We start from the raw sequence: 18,241 nt of genomic DNA on the forward strand, positions 1-18,241 counted from the left end.
TCAGCAACATAATTGACTAAAATAGTTGAAGGCGAGATTAAGTAACATTAACCATTTAACCAATTATTGAAATTAGTTACGCCGTGTTAGTTGTTATCACGCTGCATTACAAATGATTGGGACGTCTTTATAACCTGATGATTAAATGTCAATCCCTTATAAATAATATGAGTTCATAAGTCAAACTAGGGTAATTGTTCGACTTATTTTAACCTAATTTACACCGCTTTTCCCAGTTTATGGTTTACTGACAATACTCTAACTAGCTATAATCATTGGTATTAGATGATAAATCATAAACGATATTAGGAGGCAATTTTGCATCTTTCACCAAAGGCTTTTCGTATTTTAGGGATTATAGCTACGATAGCATCATTAGGGATGTATGTTTCTTATGTGCCGCAAATCATTGATAATTTACATGGGTTTAAATCAAATCCTACTCAACCGTTAGCAGCAGCTATTAACTGCTCGCTTTGGGTTAGCTATGGCTTATTGAGAGAAAAGAAAGACTGGCCAATTGCAATTGCTAATTCTCCTGGCGTATTTTTCGGTTTAATCGCTTTTTTTACCGCGCTATGATTGTTATTAAACTATTGAGTAGTAATTACTTTTTTACTTTTTTTTATGGCTATTTTACTTATTAAGGTTAATTTTTTTCAACAAAATAAAATCACAAACAGGATTGGTTAAGATTTAATCTTTTAAAAAAATAATTAATAATCATTGTATTACTAAGTTATCAACAGGTTTGTTAAACACTTATCAAATTTTATAGTGAATAAATTGAGTTAGGCGGTTCGCATTAACATTATCCGACAAAATGACAAGTTTGTTAGATGTGTAACTATGTTGGCAATTGTTTTAATCACACATTAAAACAAGATAGACAGATTGACTAATCGTTTTATAATGCATACGATAATTTCATCATATATGAAAGGAATAGAAAATGAAAAAATTAATTGGTTTGTTTTTACTTGGTTTACCTATGTTAGCTGCGGCATCAAATTGTGAAGAAATTAGCAATAATATTGCCGAAAAAATCAAAAATAATGGCGTTTCTCCATCTCTGTTTCAACTCAAACTTGAACCAGCTGATAAGTCCGAACAACAAATTGAAGGTAAAATAGTAGGATCATGTGATCGTGGTCAGCAACATATTGTTTATATTCGTTTAGACGGATTAGCAACTGAGTCGCAAGATAAGACTAGCAATGCAAAAGATGAACCAATGCAAAGCGGCGCTGATAAAGCATCACAGCCATCAAAAATAAATCCAACTGAACAGCAGCAACCAGTGTTACAAAATACCGAATCTACTCCAACACAAAGTCAATAATTTACGGCAACCGAACTAGTGTTTTTAAAGCAAAAACATGGGGCGTAAAGCCCTATGTTTGTATGGTGTGTTGTTATAGCAATTGACTATAATTTGCTTTGACAGCATCGCTCCATACACTTGCTTGTACTTGACCAATATGATTTTGTTGTAACAGTAACATTATCAAACGCGATTGACCAATGCCACCGCCAATAGTTTGTAATAAGTCACCATTAATTAATGAATTATGCCAAGTTAGTTGTAGACGATCTTCATCATTAGTTAATTTTAATTGACGTTTTAATGTCTCTGGGTCGACTCGAATGCCCATTGATGAAATTTCAATTGCGCTATTTAAAATCGGATTCCACACTAAAATATCGCCATTTAATCCTTTAGAGCCTAAATCGTTATCACTACTCCAATCATCATAATCGGGTGCACGCACATCGTGTTTTTCATTATTTGACAGCTTACCACCAATACCAATTAAAAACACCGCACCTAGTTCTTTTGTTATGGTGTTTTCACGCTCTTTTGGGGATAAATTAGGATAACGTTTTAATAGCTGTTCACTATCGATAAAGGTGATTGATTCGGGTAAAAATCGCGAAAGGTGATACTGCTGTGAAACTGCCTTTTCGGTCGCCTTAATCGCAGTATAAATATTGTCAACCGTTTGTTTGAGATAAGTTAAATTGCGATCTTCTGGGCGAATCACTTTTTCCCAATCCCACTGATCGACATAAACGGAATGAATGGGCGAAAGTTGATCCTCGTCTGGGCGTAGTGCTTTCATATTGGTGTAAATGCCTTCGCCAACTTCAAAATGGTGCTCACTTAGAATCTTACGCTTCCATTTAGCCAGTGAATGTACCACTTCATATTGTACATCAGGTATTGCTTTTACCTTAACTTGGACTGCGTGCTCAGTGCCTGATAAATTATCTTGAATACCATCGCCAACTTTACTTAGTAACGGGGCTTGCACTTCGAGCAGTGATAAACGCTCGGCAAGTTGATTGGCGAAAAATTGCTTAACAAAACTAATTCGCTGTTGTTGCTCTTTGAATGATATCATCATGCTTACACTCTAGTTATTTAGTTTTATCTGAATAGGTAAAGTAAACTAGATGGATAAATTTTGCAAGATGTAGATAAAAAGGTTATAGCTTGGATTTGTTCGACGGTATATAAATTATTGGATTTATTTAATGATATTTTAGTGCAATATTAACGAAATCAACTCATTAACTTGTTTCTTTTTATAAGAAAATACTGAATTTTTCACAACATGATTTAAATCAAAAAAACTAAAAATTTAAATCTTATCAATGCTATATCTGAAAAAATGAAGTTTTTTTAGGTTTTCTATAAGCTATTGGGGGGGCGGTTAGGTTTTGGAAATGTTCATGGTAGCTATTTTGAACATCTAAACTGTAGACGTTCAAAAGCACTGCACCTAATCCATTCCAACCACCAAAAAAGTTTTATTTTTCGCAAAGAACGCTCGAAAATACCATTGATTATATTAGTATTTTTTGTTGTTAACCAAAAACAATAGTTTGTTTTGTTTATCTTATTTCTGCATCAGAATATGCCGACAACTGAGCGAAGTGTAACTATCACTAATGTATTTATTCAATTATCGGTAACAACCCGAACGGTTGAATAAAATCTTAAACTGTTACAGCAACACTTATTAAAGTGTTTAGCTCATACAACTGAGTTGGGTTATTAGCATGTAATATAGTTTTGGAGTAGTTTTAATAGATATTTAAAGCGAAATATTTCAATTCGCTTTTTATTCGGTTGAATCGATAGCGCATATAAACTTTTGGGAGTAATGTATGACTATAGTATGCTTTATCATGCTGAGCGGTTAATTTAAATAACACAATGATTTTATTTGCGATAATTTATCTAACCTGGACTTGGTCTAATCTATTTAATCAATTCGTGTTTAATTATTAGGAATCTTCTTGAATAAATCTTTAAAATTTGATAGCTTACAAGAAATATTTTTAACATTAAAAACACAAAAAAGAAGGTAATTGTTATGACAATCAAAGTAGGTATTAATGGATTTGGCCGTATTGGTCGTATTGTTTTCCGTGCTGCTCAAAAACGTTCAGACATTGAAATTGTTGCAATCAACGATTTATTAGATGTTGAATATATGGCTTATATGCTTAAATATGATTCAACTCACGGTCGTTTTGACGGTACAGTTGAAGTTAAAGACGGTAAATTGGTTGTTAACGGTAAAGCAATCCGTGTTACTGCTGAACGCGATCCTGCTAATTTAAAATGGGACGAAGTCGGTGTTGATGTTGTTGCTGAAGCAACAGGGCTATTCTTAACTGACGAAACTGCGCGTAAGCATATTCAAGCAGGTGCTAAAAAAGTTGTCTTAACCGGTCCATCAAAAGATAGCACGCCAATGTTTGTTATCGGCGTTAATGATAAAGATTATGCAGGTCAAGATATCGTTTCAAATGCATCATGTACAACTAATTGTTTAGCGCCTTTAGCTAAAGTTATCAACGACAACTTTGGTATCGTTGAAGCATTAATGACTACTGTTCACGCAACTACTGCAACTCAAAAAACGGTTGACGGTCCATCTCATAAAGATTGGCGTGGTGGTCGTGGTGCTGCGCAAAACATTATCCCTTCATCAACAGGTGCTGCTAAAGCAGTAGGTAAAGTGATTCCTGAGTTAAATGGTAAATTAACTGGTATGGCTTTCCGTGTTCCAACTCCAGATGTTTCTGTTGTTGACTTAACTGCCCGTTTGGAAAAACCTGCTAAATACGAAGATATCTGTAAAGCTATCAAAGCAGCTGCTGAAGGTCCGATGAAAGGCGTTCTTGGCTATACAGAAGATGATGTTGTTTCTACCGATTTCTTAGGTGAAGTTTGTACATCTGTATTTGATGCTAAAGCTGGTATTCAATTAAGTGATAACTTTGTGAAACTTGTTTCTTGGTATGACAACGAAGTGGGTTATTCAAACAAAGTATTAGATTTAATTGCTGTTATTTCTAAGTAAAAATTAGCCTTTATCCTAGTTTTGTTAAAATGGCGACCTTAGGGTCGCTTTTTTTCTATGCTAAATTACGTGTAATTTTTTAGCTTTTTGATATAAAAAACGATCTCCTTGTAGGCGAGCGTTTTGCTAGTATGGAAATAAATTATTTAAAGTTGAACTAGATTACAACAACTTCAGCTGCTGCTGGTCCACGAGGGCTATCTTGGATCGCAAATTCAACCTGTTGTCCTTCAGCTAAGGTTTTAAAACCATCTCCTGAAATAGCAGAAAAGTGAACAAATACATCTTTACTTCCATCCGCAGGTGTGATAAAACCAAAACCTTTACTTTCATTAAACCATTTTACTTGGCCTGTTTTCTTATTCATTTACTAGACATCCTAACAATAATTAATAATTAGCCTTTTAGGCTGGTATGAGTTTTAACATTGTCTTCATTATGTAACTCACAACCATGATAAACGTTCAAAACCACATTACCAAAGTTAGTCGTTTTCATAATTTCAACTTTGTTGTTTACCCAGTGCTATTACCGCATAAATTATAACCAAAAGCAAGATATTAATAATAATTTTTTTTGCTTAGAATTTAGTTTTTCTTAATTTTTTAGATAATTACTTATAAATTGATAAAAGGCAAATTATTGTATAGTTAAAACTTTTAATTAATTTTGAATGTTAATAAATTAATCAAAAACAAAAAAGCCATAAAATAGTATTTATGGCTTTAATCAACGATTATTTTTTTATCACTCCATTTTATTTATTTTTTGCTCGTTCAAATGACTCAATAATTTCTTTACGAGCTGCCTCAGCATTGTCCCAACCGTCAACTTTAACCCATTTACCTTTTTCTAATGCTTTGTATTGTTCAAAAAAGTGTTTGATTTGTGATTTTAGTAATTCAGGCAAATCATCAACATCTTTAATATGATCATATTCTTTTGATAGTTTACTGTGAGGTACTGCAACTAGTTTTGCATCTTGACCTGCTTCATCAGTCATTTTTAATACCCCAACTGGGCGACAACGGATAACAGAACCCGGTTGTAATGGGTATGGTGTTGGGACTAATACATCAACTGGATCACCATCCAATGATAATGTGTGATTAATATAACCATAGTTACATGGATAAAACATTGCTGTTGCCATAAAGCGGTCAACGAATACAGCACCCGTATCTTTATCGACTTCGTATTTTATTGGATCAGCATTAGCTGGAATTTCTATCACAACATAAATATCATCTGGTAATTCTTTACCTGCTGGTACATTTAAAAGTCCCATTTTTGTATCCTCTATCTAAGTTTATATAGTGTTTGTTAATAACAATAAGCGCACATTATAAAGATTATTCTGTATCGCTCAATTCTTTTAAATATTGAAAAATTTGCTTTGCCAATTTGACGGGTTTATTGGATTCTTGCTCTTTTTTAGCTAAACGGGCTAAGGTGCGCAGTTGCTGGCGATCGGCCGTTGGATATAAGTCCATAATGGTTTCAGCATCACCAGTTGCAATCAGATCATCGCGTAGCTTTTCAAGTTTGTGAAATAAGGCAATTTGCTGATTGTGGCGATTTTTGAGCTTATCAAGCGCTTGGCTAATAGGTTCAATATCTCGGCTACGTAAAAGCTTGCCAATATATTGAATTTGTCTGCGATACCCTTCTTTTTTTATCTTTTGCGCAAGTTCAATAGCATAAATAAGATCCTCATCAAGAGGGATTTTTTCCAGTTCGTTCTTGCTTAAATTGATAAGTTCAATACCCAATTTTTTTAGGGCTTCGGCATCGCGTTTGATTTCACTTTTGCTAACGTAAATGATTTCTTCGTCTTCATTGTCAATAGTAAAGTTGGGTTCTAGATTTGTCTCTTGATTGTGATTCATGTTATTTCTTTTGTTAACTAATATTCAATTCTGGCTTATTATAACGTATCACTAGCAGAATTGTAGAAAATAATAAAATGAGTATTGAACAGATTAAAAAAGAAGCTTTAAATCAAAAAGTGAATTTATCAGAAATTGTTGCTAATGCCATTAATCAAGCAAAGTCGCGAGTTGATGAAGTTGAGGTGTCGATTAACAAGTCAACAGGTATTAGTGTCAGTACGCGCCTTGGCGAAACCGAAAATGTTGAATTTAATAGTGATGGGGCATTATCCATTACGGTTTATCAAAATCAATGTAAAGGCTGTGCATCAACCAATGATTTATCCGAACAGGCTATTTTGCACACGGTGGATATGGCAATTAATATTATGCAATACACCTCGCCCGATCCTTGTTCTGGTTTGGGGGATGTAAGCCAAATGGCATTTAATCCACCCGATTTAGATTTATTTTACCCAAGTGATTTGAATGTTGATAATGCTATTGAGCTGGCCAAACAAGCCGAGTTAACCGCGCTCAATCATTCAAAATTAATTAATACTGATGGCGGTTATTTTAGTAGTCGCTATGGTGTTTATGTGTATGGCAATAGTTTGGGGATGTTACAAGGTTATTGCGCAAGTTCACATTCACTTTCATGCTCTGTCATTGCTGAACAAGCAGGGCAGATGGAAAGTAATTATGCTTATACTTCATCACGCGATTTTAGTGAATTAAAATCAGCAAATTGGGTTGGCATGCAGGCGGCTGATAGAGCGATTTCACATTTAGGCGCTAAACAAATCGCAACAATGCAAGCGCCAGTGCTATTTAGTGCTGAAGTTGCCGTTGGGCTAATTAGGCATTTAGTAGGCGCCATAAGTGGCGGTGCAATCTATCGGAAATCTTCGTTTTTATTAAATAGTGTTGGGCAAGCTGTCTTTCCTAAGTGGCTAACCATTTATGAAGATCCTCATATTCTAAAAGGCGTTGGGTCGTCACCTTTTGATAATGAAGGTAGCAAAACAGTTCAACGTAATATTGTTGAACAAGGCGTGTTGCAAACTTATTTGTTAGGTAACTATTCTGCGCGTAAATTGGGCTTAACATCGACTGGGCATGCAGGTGGTATTCATAATTGGCGGGTTTCACCAAGCCGAACTAATGCTGATTTTAATGATATGCTTAAAAAAATGGATAAAGGTATTGTGGTGACTTCATTAATGGGGCAAGGTGTTAATGGTGTGAATGGCGATTATTCACGCGGAGCCACTGGGTTTTGGGTTGAAAACGGACAAATTCAATATCCGGTTAGCGAAATTACTATTGCTGGCAATCTTAAAGATATGTATAAAAATATTGTGGCAATTGGTAATGATGTCGAAACAAGAACGAATATTCAATGTGGTTCAATTTTGATTGATAATATGAGTATAGCCGGAAAATAAAGGAGTAGTATGGGCAGTTTTTTAAACAGTACTTTTTTCCAGAAAATAACTTCATGGATGCCTGGATTAAGTAGTTTATTACAGTATAAACGCGAATATTTTACTTTTGACCTTAAGGCTGGCTTGTCGGTTGCGGCTGTTTCGTTACCTGTATCAATTGCTTATGCTGAATTGACTGGCGTTGGCGCTATAGCAGGATTGTATTCGACCATTTTGCCTTTAATTGTGTATGCGTTTTTTGGTTCTTCTAAGCAACTGATTGTTGGGCCTGATACGGCTACTTGTGCTGTGGTTGCGGCTGTTGTATTACCGTTAGCGGCAAATGATCCAATATTGCGTTGGCAATTAGTTGTAATATTAACAATCATGATCGGTATTTGGTGTATCATCGCAGGAAAGTTGCATCTGGGTGCCTTGGCCGACTTGCTTAGTCAGCCTATTTTAATTGGTTTACTAAATGGTATTTCAATCACCATTATGGTTGATCAGTTAGCCAAAACATTGGGCTTTAGTTATGATTATTCTTATTTGATTGAGCGAATTATGTATTTCCCTTTTAAAATACTACAAATCCATATAGGTACTGCACTGGTTTCATTTTTTACGTTATTAATTTTAATTGTTTTAAAGCGTTTAAAGCCTCAATATCCAGCACCGCTGTTAGCCGTTATTGTGATGACGTTTTTTTCATGGTTGTTTAATTTTGAATATTTTAATATTCGTATTATTGGTAATGTGAGCGGTGATTTTATTCCTGTCGAATCATGGCTTGATTTCGATAAAGGTTTAATGCGTGATTTAGTTGTGCCTTCGCTTAATATTGCCATCATCTGTTTTGTGAGTATGATGATAACCGTGCGCAGTTTTGCATCCAAAAATAACTATGAAACCAATGCTGATGTTGAATTTAAAGCGTTAGGTATCGCCAATATTGTAGCAGGGTTATCACAAGGCTTTGTGGTTAGTGGCACATCATCAAGAACCGCTGTGAATGATGCCAATGGGGGGAAAACTCAACTCGTTTCGATTATTGCTGCAATGTTAATTGGTATAGTTGTGTTGTTTTTTCTTTCACCTTTGCAATTTATTCCAACTTGCGTATTAGGAGTGATTTTAATTTATTCTTCAATTTCGTTAATCAATTTTCAAACAATTATCCGCTTTTTTAAATTTGATCGAGATGCGTTTTATTTAAGTTTGACAACACTCGTTTCAGTGCTCGTAATTGGCATTATTCCTGGTATGGCGTTAGCAGTACTCCTTGGCCTATTTTTATTTTTACGCCGTGTATTTAGGCCAAAAGATCAGCTGCTAGGTATTGATGAAAGTGGTCGAATTCATTCAATAGGTCAGGATGTACGACCAGTCAATAATACGATGATTTATCGATTTAATTCTCCGTTAACGTATTTCAATATTGCTTATTTTAAACGAAGAATTATTAGTTATATTGACGAAGCACAAGAAACTATAAATTATGTGATTGTCGATGCGATTCCTTGTTTTACCTATAAGGATGTGAGTGTTTTGTCGGGCATTGATGAATTAGTAAAGTCTTTAAAAGTAAGAAACGTGACTTTAATATTATCTGGCCGACGCAAAACGCTCAAAAACTGGTTTAAACAAATGGATATCAAGCTCGATGATAAGTATATTGATTTTGCTTATGATCTTTATTTTGCGGTTAAATTAGTCCAAAGTAAGGAACATATAAATAGTAAAGTTGATGATGAATCTGTTCAGTTATCGTGACCGTTAACAAAATTGGAAAGATTGCTTTTTTATTTATCTCACATCCCTTGATTTCGATAGATCAAGCAATATTAATATAGACAATCGCCTATAAATTTAAGTACAATGTCAGATCTTTCAAATGAAGCATTTTAGTAAACAATTTTAGAGGTAAAAATGGCACGTGTAACTGTTCAAGATGCAGTAGAAAAAATTGGTAATCGCTTTGATCTCGTTATTGTAGCAGCAAGACGCGCTCGTCAACTACAGGTTGAAAATAAATCTCCACTGGTTCCGGAAGAAAACGACAAAGAAACCGTTGTTGCTTTACGTGAAATAGAAGATGGTCTTGTCAATAAACAAATTCTTGATATTGCTGATTTCCAAGCGCGTCAAGATGAAGAAGCAGAAGTGCGCGCAACACTTCATGAGTCGATTCTTCTCGAAAATACACCATCGTACGAATAAGCTTCACAGGAATTGCTTATGCAATATTTCGATAGCTTAAAAGAGGTTGTAGCATCTTATCTTCCGCCTAAACAAGTCGAATTGATTCAAGATGCTTATCTTTTTGCTAAAAATGCACATGATGGGCAATTCCGATGTAGTGGTGAACCTTATATCACTCACCCAGTTGCAGTCGCAACAAATTTAGCTGAGATGCGGCTTGATTATGAAACCATTATTGCTGCACTTTTGCATGACACTATTGAAGATACTCCTGTTACCTTTCAAGATATTACGAATAAATTTGGTAAACATGTTGCCATTTTAGTTGAAGGTGTTTCTAAACTTGATAAATTAAAATTCCGTAACAGACAAGAGGCTCAAGCCGAAAATTTTCGGAAAATGGTGCTTGCCATGACCGAAGATGTGCGTGTTATTTTAATTAAACTAGCTGACCGCACCCATAACATGCGCACACTCTGTGCCTTAAGACCTGACAAGCGCCGTCGCATTGCCAAAGAAACTCTCGAAATTTATGCTCCTTTAGCTCATCGTTTAGGTATTCATCATATTAAAACTGAACTTGAGATTTTAGGCTTTACAGCAATGCATCCCAATCGTGCTAAAGTAATTGAAAAAGTAATTAAAACAGCGCGAAATAAACGAAAAGAACTGATTCAACGAATTTTGTCTGAAATAAAGCAGCGATTACGTGACGCACATATTGATGCCAATGTGACAGGTATCGAAAAAAATATTTATGTGATTTATCAAAAGATGAAACTGCGTGAACAGCAGTTTCATTCCATTATGGATATTTACACTTTTAGAATTGTGGTTAAAGATGTCGATGCTTGTTATCGTGCGCTTGGGCTGGTACATAATTTATATAAACCACGGCTAAATCGTTTTAAAGACTATATAGCGATTCCTAAAGCGAATGGGTATCAGTCGTTACATTCATCATTAATTGGACCACACGGTACTCCAGTTGAAGTACAAATCCGTACTGAAGACATGGATCAAATGGCTGAAATGGGGGTTGCTGCACATTGGGCATATAACGAAAAAGATGAGTTGAATACTACCACGCAAATTAAAGCGCAACGCTGGATGCAAAGCTTATTAGAACTACAACAAAGTGTAGGTAATTCTTTTGAGTTTATCGAAAATGTAAAATCAGATTTGTTTCCTAAAGAAATTTATGTTTTTACCCCTAAAGGTCGTATTGTTCAGTTACCAGAGGGGGCGACAGCTGTTGATCTTGCTTATGCGGTTCATTCAGATATTGGTTATCAATGTATTGGAGCGATTGTTGATCGTAAACCTTATCCTCTATCACAACCACTAAGTAGTGGGCAAACCGTGGAAATTATTACCTCACCAGAAGGACGACCTAACGCGAATTGGTTGAATTTTGTAGTTAGTGCTAAAGCAAAGTCTCGTATTCGTCATGCGCTTAAAACGCTTAAACGTGAGGATGCAATTGAATTAGGGCGGCGTTTACTTAACCTTTCGTTAGTTAAATCTGGAGGTATTGGTGGGCTATCATCGAGTCAAAAAGATCGAGTGGTTGAATTAACAAAGTTGTCCAATTTTGAAGATGTCTTGGCCGAAATTGGATTAGGCAATATTATGAGTCATTTTATTGTCAAAGGTTTAGAACATAAATCGCTGTTACCAAATAAAGCAGAGCCAAATAAAACACTTGTTATTACTGGCAGTGAAGGCGTTTTGGTTACGTTTGCTAAGTGTTGTCATCCTATCCCTAATGATCCTATTGTTGGCCATGTTAGCCCTGAAAAAGGACTGACCGTTCATCATGAATCTTGCCGAAATATTACGGGCTATCAACATAACCCAGAAAAATTTATTTCGCTTAAATGGGCTCCTAATATTTCTCAATCCTTTGTTGCTGAAATTTGGGTCGATATTTTAAATACTCAAGGTTCTTTAGCACATATTCTTTCAATTATTAATGATGAAAATGCCCACTTGCAATGGTTAAATACTGAAGAAAAAGATAGACAAATTTATACAATCATCTTGCAGATAGAAGTGAAAGATACTCAGCAACTTAATGAGTTAATTCGTAAAATGTCACTACAACCGGATGTAGTGAGTGTTACACGAAATATAAATTAGTCATTATGATAAATCGTTTTTTGGACCATTTACCGTTGATAAAATTAACAGGAGTTGGTGCAAGTTTAGAAAAAAAATTCAATATATTAGGTATCTATAGCGTCAAAGATCTATTATTGCATTTTCCTTTGCGTTATGAAGATCGCACTTCTACTTGTGCCATTGGTGATGTGGCTATCGGTGGGTATACTACGATTGAAGGGTGCATCATAAAAACTGAAGTCATCTTTAGGCGTAAGCAAATGTTAGTTTGTTATATTCAAGATGAATCAGGAATAGCCATATTAAGATTTATGAATTTTAATGCTGGGCTGAAAGCAAGTTTAATGCAAGGTAAGTGGATAAGTGCTTATGGTGAGGTAAAAAGAGGAAAAAACTATCCTGAAATAATTCATCCACAATATAAAGTTAAAGGTAATCTTGAGAATAATTTGTTAGCTTCTGATTGCAATGAAGAAAGATATACGCCTATCTATTCAACGACTTACGGACTTACCCAAAATATTATTCGTAAACTGATTCAAGCTGCACTGCTATTATTAAAACGTAACCCGCCAAAAGAAATTTTACCGGCATCGCTAGCGAGTCGCTATTTCACTGTTTTCGATTCGTTAAATATTATTCATAACCCACCAATAGATACTGATATAAATCAATTGTCGAATGGGGAACACCCTGCAATTAAACGGTTTATTTTTGAAGAGTTGCTCGCCTATCATTTAAGCATGTTGATGTTGAAAATAAATAATCAAAAGCAGCAAGCTTATGCAATGAATGTCAGTCAAAAGTTTATAAAACCGTTTTTATCTTCATTATCTTTTTACCCCACTCATGCTCAGAAACGAGTGGTTCAAGATATTTATCTAGATATGGCAAAACCAACTCCAATGATGCGATTAATTCAGGGAGATGTTGGTTCTGGCAAAACGTTAGTTGCAGCACTAGCGGCACTCAATGCAATAGAAAATAATCGACAAGTGGTATTAATGGCGCCGACTGAAATATTAGCAGAACAACATTATAACAATTTTAAACAATGGTTTGATCCTCTTGGTATTTCTGTGGATTGGTTATCAGGGACATTAACCGCTAAAAATAAGCGTCAGCGTTATGAGCGTATTTTAAATGGTGAACTTACCATGTTAATTGGAACGCATGCGGTATTTGTTGATAAAGTGCAATTTAATTCATTAGGTTTGGTGATTATTGATGAGCAGCACCGTTTTGGCGTTAATCAGCGCTTAAGTCTTTGGGAAAAAGGCATTAAAGATCATATTTATCCTCATCAATTAATTATGACCGCAACGCCTATTCCCAGAACATTAGCCATGACTGTTTATGCCGATCTCGATGTTTCAGTCATTGATGAATTGCCACCAGGAAGAACGCCTATCACCACAGTTGTTATACCTAATACTCGCCGAGATGAGATCATTGAACGTGTAAATCAAGCCTGTTTAGACAATCGCCAAGTATATTGGGTATGTACTTTGGTTGAAGAGTCCGAAACGCTTGATGCACAAGCGGCTGAAATGTTGGTTGCTGAATTACAAGCGCGTTTGCCTCATTTAAGTATTGCGTTAGTGCATGGCAAAATGAAATCTGATTTAAAGCAGTCGGTGATGCAAGACTTTAAAGCCGGAAAAATTCAATTGCTTGTCGCCACAACGGTTATTGAAGTTGGCGTTGATGTACCTAATGCTAGTTTAATGATTATCGAAAATGCAGAACGATTAGGTTTAGCACAATTGCATCAGTTACGTGGACGAGTTGGACGAGGTTCGGTAGTGTCTCATTGTGTATTAATGTATCAAGCGCCCCTAAGCAGAGTCGCTCAAGCTCGCATGAAGGTAATGCGTGAAAGTAATGATGGTTTTATTATAGCCCAAAAAGATCTTGAACTTCGTGGTAGTGGTGAAATTTTAGGAACTCGGCAAATGGGTATGGCTAATTTTAAAGTGGTTGATTTGATTCGCGATCAGCATTTGATTAGTGAAGTGCAGCAAGCATCTTATGATTTCCAAAACAACTATCCACAAAACGCCATACAATTAATTGATTGCTGGCTGCCAAATCGTGAAAAATACATTAATGTATAATTGTGCTGTATTTTTTTACTAAAATTAAATGTTGTACTTATTTATGGGTAATAAATTTATGTGTGGGCTGAAGCATTGTTGTTTTCAGTCCACACATTGAAGTTAATATCTAAGAAGTTAAGATAACATTGCAGAGTTATAAGAATGAGCGATAAGGTAATTCTGGCTCATCAATAAAAATATCTCTAAAACCACGATAATGTTGATAATGCATTTTATGTTGATCGGCTGGATAAGTATATCTTCCGCCCACTTGCCAAAAGAAAGGCGTAAATTGATAATTTAGGCGATCTTTTTTCATTTGCCATAATACTTCGATTTCACGAGGGTCGCTTTGGAAGTTTGCCCAAATATCATGATGGAATGGAATAACAACTTTAGTATTGAGTGATTCAGCCGCACGCAAAATATCGGCTGACGTCATTTTATCTGTCACACCGCGAGGGTTTTCGCCGTAAGATAGCAATGCAACATCGATTTTATAATCGTTACCATGTTTTGCATAATAATTAGAATAGTGTGAATCACCAGAATGATAAAGCGATCCGCCCGATGTTTCAAATAGATAGTTAACAGCTCTGTCGTTCATGCCATCTAAAATAGATTTATCAGTTGATGATACGCCTTTGGGGAGAGTAACTAGTGATGTTCTATCAAAAGAATCCAATACCCGAATGGTGATATCGCCGACTTGGATTGTTTCGCCCACTTTGGCAACAATGCAACGATCTTCTGGTACTCCCCAACTTTTCCATAATTCTACACAGGCTTTAGGACCGATAAATTTAACACTAGATGAACAGTTTTGAATAACAGCAGCAGCAACATTGATATCAATATGATCAGCATGATCGTGAGTTGCCATTACTGCATCAATTTGTTTAATTGCAAAAGGGTCAAGAACAAATGGGCTCGTTCTTAAATTTGGTTGTAATTCACGCACGCCACCCATACGCATCATTTGATGTTGTTTATTCATTAATGGATTTGCGTGTGTCTTTTTTCCAGTTCCACACCAAAAATCGACAGATATATTTGTATTGCCAGCTGATTTTAACCAGATACCAGTACAAGCAAGCCACCACATCGTAAATGTGTTGGGTTTAACTTCTGTCGTTTCTATTTCTTCATTGAGCCATGTTCCCCATTCAGGAAATGTATTTAATATCCATGATTCACGGGTAATCTCGTTCACTTTACTCATACTTTGTTCCTTTTACAATTAATTGTTAAACTAAAATAACTTCAACACCTTGCTCCTTAATACATTCAATCACATCCTTATTTGCTTGTTTTCCTGTAATTAAAATATCGATTTTATTAACAGGACAAAAAAGCATGCCTGAATTGGCTTTTTTATCAATTTTTGAACTATCGACAACAACAACTAAATTCTCAACTTTTTCCAATATTTGTTGTTCAGCAACCGCACCTAATATTTCGTTTTTATAAAGACCAGTTGGTGTTAATGTTTTGCCACTAGTAAACATCCATTTGCCTGCATAGGAGTCGGTTATGCTAATAATAGGATTAATAATTATATTTTGTGTTTTATTGTATAATCCGCCCATAATAATGACGTTTTCATGGTCATGTTCAATTAAGTAACACGCTAATGGAAAGTAGTTCGTAATAATCGAGACATTTTTACCACACAGTTCGCGTCCGAGTAAAAATGCCGTTGATCCGCAGTTTATAACAATGTTTTCTTCATTGTTGCACAGTTTGGCAGCACGAATGGCAATGCGCGCTTTTTCGTGATAGTGGTCGGTATTATGATTATCAATTGGAGCCCAAATTGGTTTTACTTCTTCTAATCGTGTAATGCCATTGCGAACTTTTTTTACTCGCCCTTCTTGATCCAGTTTTGTGATATCTCTGCGAGCAGTTGCGGGAGAAATAGCGAAATACGAAATTAACTCGGAGACTTTAACCATACCTTTTTCATTAACTAAAGCCACCATTTCGTTATGCCGAGATAACTCACTCATTACAACCCCTTTATTCTTATTGATTAAATGTGATTTAAAATGATGATAATTTTCATTTGTATGAATGTCAATTATTTTAAATTTAAATTTATTGGTTAATTATTTATTATATTGATAATATTTAATTTAATTTTTGTTTTCTTTCTTTTTTATTAAAGTGTGATGCATGTCACAGGTATGGTTATTAATTATTTGAAAAAGTGATCCTTATCAAAATAATCATAAATAATCATTGAGTGATTTGTTTTGATTGTGGAATATGTTGCTAGTATTTCATTTTGATAAAACTTGATCTCCGAGATGTATTGTTGAAGCAATGAAAAATGTCGATAACTGATGAGAGGAACATATGGAAGTAATGTATAACGTATTTTATATTTTTTATAGTCAAGTTATGACAAAGGCACCTTTGTTACTTGGCTTAGTGACAATGCTAGGTTATTGTCTGTTACGTAAAGATATATCAACGGTGTTAAAAGGTACCATTAAGACCATTGTTGGTTTTATGCTATTGCAAGTTGGATCTGGCGTGTTAGTTTCAACTTTCAAACCAGTTATTGCCAAACTGGCTGAGTATCATGGTATTAAAGGATCTATTATTGATACTTATGCATCAATGGTGGCCGTTGAAAATGGCATGCATGAAAACTATTCATGGGTTGGTTATGCGGTATTGTTAGCATTGGCTATTAATATCGTGCTGGTTATTTTTCGCCGTATAACAGGTATTCGAACCATCATGTTAACTGGCCATATTATGTTTCAGCAGGTTGGTTTAATTGCATTATTTTACTTTCTTTTTGGCTACAGTATGTGGGAAACCATTATCTATTCGGCCGTTATTATCGCGCTTTATTGGGGTATCTTTTCGAATATGATGTTCAAACCTACTGAAGCTGTCACCGGTGGTGCTGGATTCTCAATTGGTCACCAACAACAACTGGGCTCATGGATTGCCGTTAAATTAGCGCCTAAATTGGGTGATAAAAACGATTCTGTTGATAATTTGAAACTGCCTAAATGGTTGCATATTTTTCATGATAGTATCGCTGCAACCACCATTGTTATGACTTTTTTCTTTGGAATTATTTTACTTTCGTTTGGCTTAGATAATTTGCAAACCATGGCTGGGTCAACTCATTGGGCAATCTATATTTTTGAAACTGGTCTTAAATTCGCTGTGGCTATCCAAGTGATTGTAAGTGGTGTGCGAATGTTTGTTGCTGAGCTGTCTGAAGCCTTTAAAGGCATTTCTGAAAAATTAATCCCTAATGCTGTATTGGCTATTGATTGTGCTGCTATTTATGCGTTTTCCCCTAATGCCATGGTATTTGGTTTTATTTGGGGGGCGTTAGGACAATTTTTTGCTATTGCTTTATTACTTGTCTTTAAATCACCTATTATGATTATTCCTGGTTTTATTCCGATGTTTTTTTCGAACGCAACTATTGGTGTTTTTGCTAACCACTTTGGTGGTTGGAAAGCCGTTATGAAAATTTGTTTTGTGATGGGCATGATAGAGGTATTTGGTTCGGCTTGGGTCATTTATATTTTTGCACAAAATGGGACACCGATTGACTCTTGGATGGGAATGGCTGATTGGGCAATATTATTTCCACTTATTTTACAAGGTTTATCTATTTCGCATTTATTTATCTATGTGCTTATAGCATTAGCAGTGCTTTATATGTTCTTTGCTGCTAAACAGTTACGTTTAGATGAGGCCATGCAAACAAAACAATCAGAAATAAATGACGAACATCAAGATATGAATATAGCTGTAGTTGAAAAAATGGATGAGATCGCAACTAGTGATGGTCGCGTAGTTCGAATTTTGGCTGTCTGTGGTAGTGGCCAAGGTTCCTCAATGATGATGAAAATGAAAATTGCCAACTACTTAAATAAAAAAGGTATTCCGAATGAAATGGACTCTTGTGCGGTGACTGATTACAAATCACGTCTTCCTAATGTCGATATTATTGTCGCATCAAAGCATCTTATTCATGAAATTGAAGTCAATGACGGTCAGTATGCGTTAGGTGTTAAAAATATGCTTAATCCACAAACATTTGGCGATGAGCTTATTAAGCTGATTAATCAAGTAGTTTCTAGATAGTTTTTCCAATTAAA

The 18,241-nt window shown here is 35.3% G+C and carries 15 protein-coding genes; 9 read left to right on the forward strand and 6 right to left on the reverse strand.

Annotated features, from left to right (window positions below; all coding sequences use genetic code 11):
* Positions 1-318: 318 nt before the first annotated feature.
* Complete coding sequence (locus tag GYY69_RS02480; RefSeq protein ID WP_081303094.1) at positions 319-582, forward strand: SemiSWEET family transporter; 264 nt, start codon at positions 319-321, stop codon at positions 580-582.
* A 370-nt stretch (positions 583-952) separates the two neighbouring features.
* Positions 953-1,342, forward strand: a complete 390-nt coding sequence (locus GYY69_RS02485; RefSeq protein WP_174796266.1) for a DUF1161 domain-containing protein — start codon at positions 953-955, stop codon at positions 1,340-1,342.
* 73 nt (positions 1,343-1,415) lie between these two features.
* Here the strand turns inward: GYY69_RS02485 and asnA are convergent, their stop codons facing one another.
* Entirely contained in the window at positions 1,416-2,408 is a 993-nt protein-coding gene (gene asnA, locus GYY69_RS02490; RefSeq protein ID WP_174796267.1) for an aspartate--ammonia ligase, read from the reverse strand.
* Between the two features lie 975 nt (positions 2,409-3,383).
* Here asnA and gapA point away from each other — a divergent pair.
* The gene (gene gapA / locus GYY69_RS02495) at positions 3,384-4,379 is read left to right on the forward strand and encodes a glyceraldehyde-3-phosphate dehydrogenase (protein ID WP_174796268.1); all 996 of its coding nucleotides are present in this window, start codon (positions 3,384-3,386) and stop codon (positions 4,377-4,379) included.
* Between the two features lie 157 nt (positions 4,380-4,536).
* Here the strand turns inward: gapA and cspE are convergent, their stop codons facing one another.
* The 3 genes from cspE to yjgA all read right to left on the reverse strand — a co-directional run bounded on the left by cspE (position 4,537) and on the right by yjgA (position 6,268).
* Positions 4,537-4,746 (reverse strand): transcription antiterminator/RNA stability regulator CspE, encoded by a 210-nt coding sequence (gene cspE / locus GYY69_RS02500; RefSeq protein ID WP_025315032.1) that lies wholly within the window; start codon positions 4,744-4,746, stop codon positions 4,537-4,539.
* A gap of 390 nt (positions 4,747-5,136) precedes the next feature.
* Complete coding sequence (ppa, locus tag GYY69_RS02505) at positions 5,137-5,667, reverse strand: inorganic diphosphatase (protein WP_065561528.1); 531 nt, start codon at positions 5,665-5,667, stop codon at positions 5,137-5,139.
* A 64-nt stretch (positions 5,668-5,731) separates the two neighbouring features.
* Entirely contained in the window at positions 5,732-6,268 is a 537-nt protein-coding gene (gene yjgA, locus GYY69_RS02510) for a ribosome biogenesis factor YjgA (RefSeq protein WP_174796269.1), read from the reverse strand.
* A gap of 77 nt (positions 6,269-6,345) precedes the next feature.
* On the opposite strand from yjgA, the gene pmbA reads away from it, so the two are divergent.
* The 5 genes from pmbA to recG all read left to right on the forward strand — a co-directional run bounded on the left by pmbA (position 6,346) and on the right by recG (position 14,120).
* Positions 6,346-7,698, forward strand: coding sequence for a metalloprotease PmbA (pmbA, locus tag GYY69_RS02515; protein WP_174796270.1), 1,353 nt, complete (start codon positions 6,346-6,348; stop codon positions 7,696-7,698).
* A 9-nt stretch (positions 7,699-7,707) separates the two neighbouring features.
* A complete protein-coding gene (locus GYY69_RS02520) occupies positions 7,708-9,450 on the forward strand; it encodes a SulP family inorganic anion transporter (RefSeq protein WP_202984929.1) in 1,743 nt (580 codons plus the stop codon).
* 156 nt (positions 9,451-9,606) lie between these two features.
* Positions 9,607-9,897 (forward strand): DNA-directed RNA polymerase subunit omega, encoded by a 291-nt coding sequence (rpoZ, locus tag GYY69_RS02525; RefSeq protein ID WP_160431732.1) that lies wholly within the window; start codon positions 9,607-9,609, stop codon positions 9,895-9,897.
* An 18-nt stretch (positions 9,898-9,915) separates the two neighbouring features.
* Positions 9,916-12,021 (forward strand): bifunctional GTP diphosphokinase/guanosine-3',5'-bis pyrophosphate 3'-pyrophosphohydrolase, encoded by a 2,106-nt coding sequence (gene spoT, locus GYY69_RS02530; RefSeq protein ID WP_174796271.1) that lies wholly within the window; start codon positions 9,916-9,918, stop codon positions 12,019-12,021.
* A 5-nt stretch (positions 12,022-12,026) separates the two neighbouring features.
* Complete coding sequence (gene recG, locus GYY69_RS02535) at positions 12,027-14,120, forward strand: ATP-dependent DNA helicase RecG (protein WP_174796272.1); 2,094 nt, start codon at positions 12,027-12,029, stop codon at positions 14,118-14,120.
* 136 nt (positions 14,121-14,256) lie between these two features.
* On the opposite strand, the gene ulaG is transcribed toward recG, so the two are convergent.
* Together ulaG and ulaR are read right to left on the reverse strand one after the other, a co-directional pair.
* Complete coding sequence (gene ulaG, locus GYY69_RS02540) at positions 14,257-15,324, reverse strand: L-ascorbate 6-phosphate lactonase (RefSeq protein ID WP_174796273.1); 1,068 nt, start codon at positions 15,322-15,324, stop codon at positions 14,257-14,259.
* Between the two features lie 25 nt (positions 15,325-15,349).
* The gene (gene ulaR / locus GYY69_RS02545) at positions 15,350-16,111 is read right to left on the reverse strand and encodes an HTH-type transcriptional regulator UlaR (RefSeq protein WP_174796274.1); all 762 of its coding nucleotides are present in this window, start codon (positions 16,109-16,111) and stop codon (positions 15,350-15,352) included.
* A gap of 394 nt (positions 16,112-16,505) precedes the next feature.
* On the opposite strand from ulaR, the gene GYY69_RS02550 reads away from it, so the two are divergent.
* On the forward strand, positions 16,506-18,227 hold the full coding sequence (locus tag GYY69_RS02550; RefSeq protein ID WP_446718875.1) for a PTS ascorbate-specific subunit IIBC: 1,722 nt from the start codon (positions 16,506-16,508) through the stop codon (positions 18,225-18,227).
* The last annotated feature ends 14 nt before the right edge of the window (positions 18,228-18,241 follow it).

It is taken from the genome of Gilliamella sp. ESL0250 (assembly GCF_013345045.1).
GTDB lineage: Bacteria > Pseudomonadota > Gammaproteobacteria > Enterobacterales > Orbaceae > Gilliamella > Gilliamella apicola_H.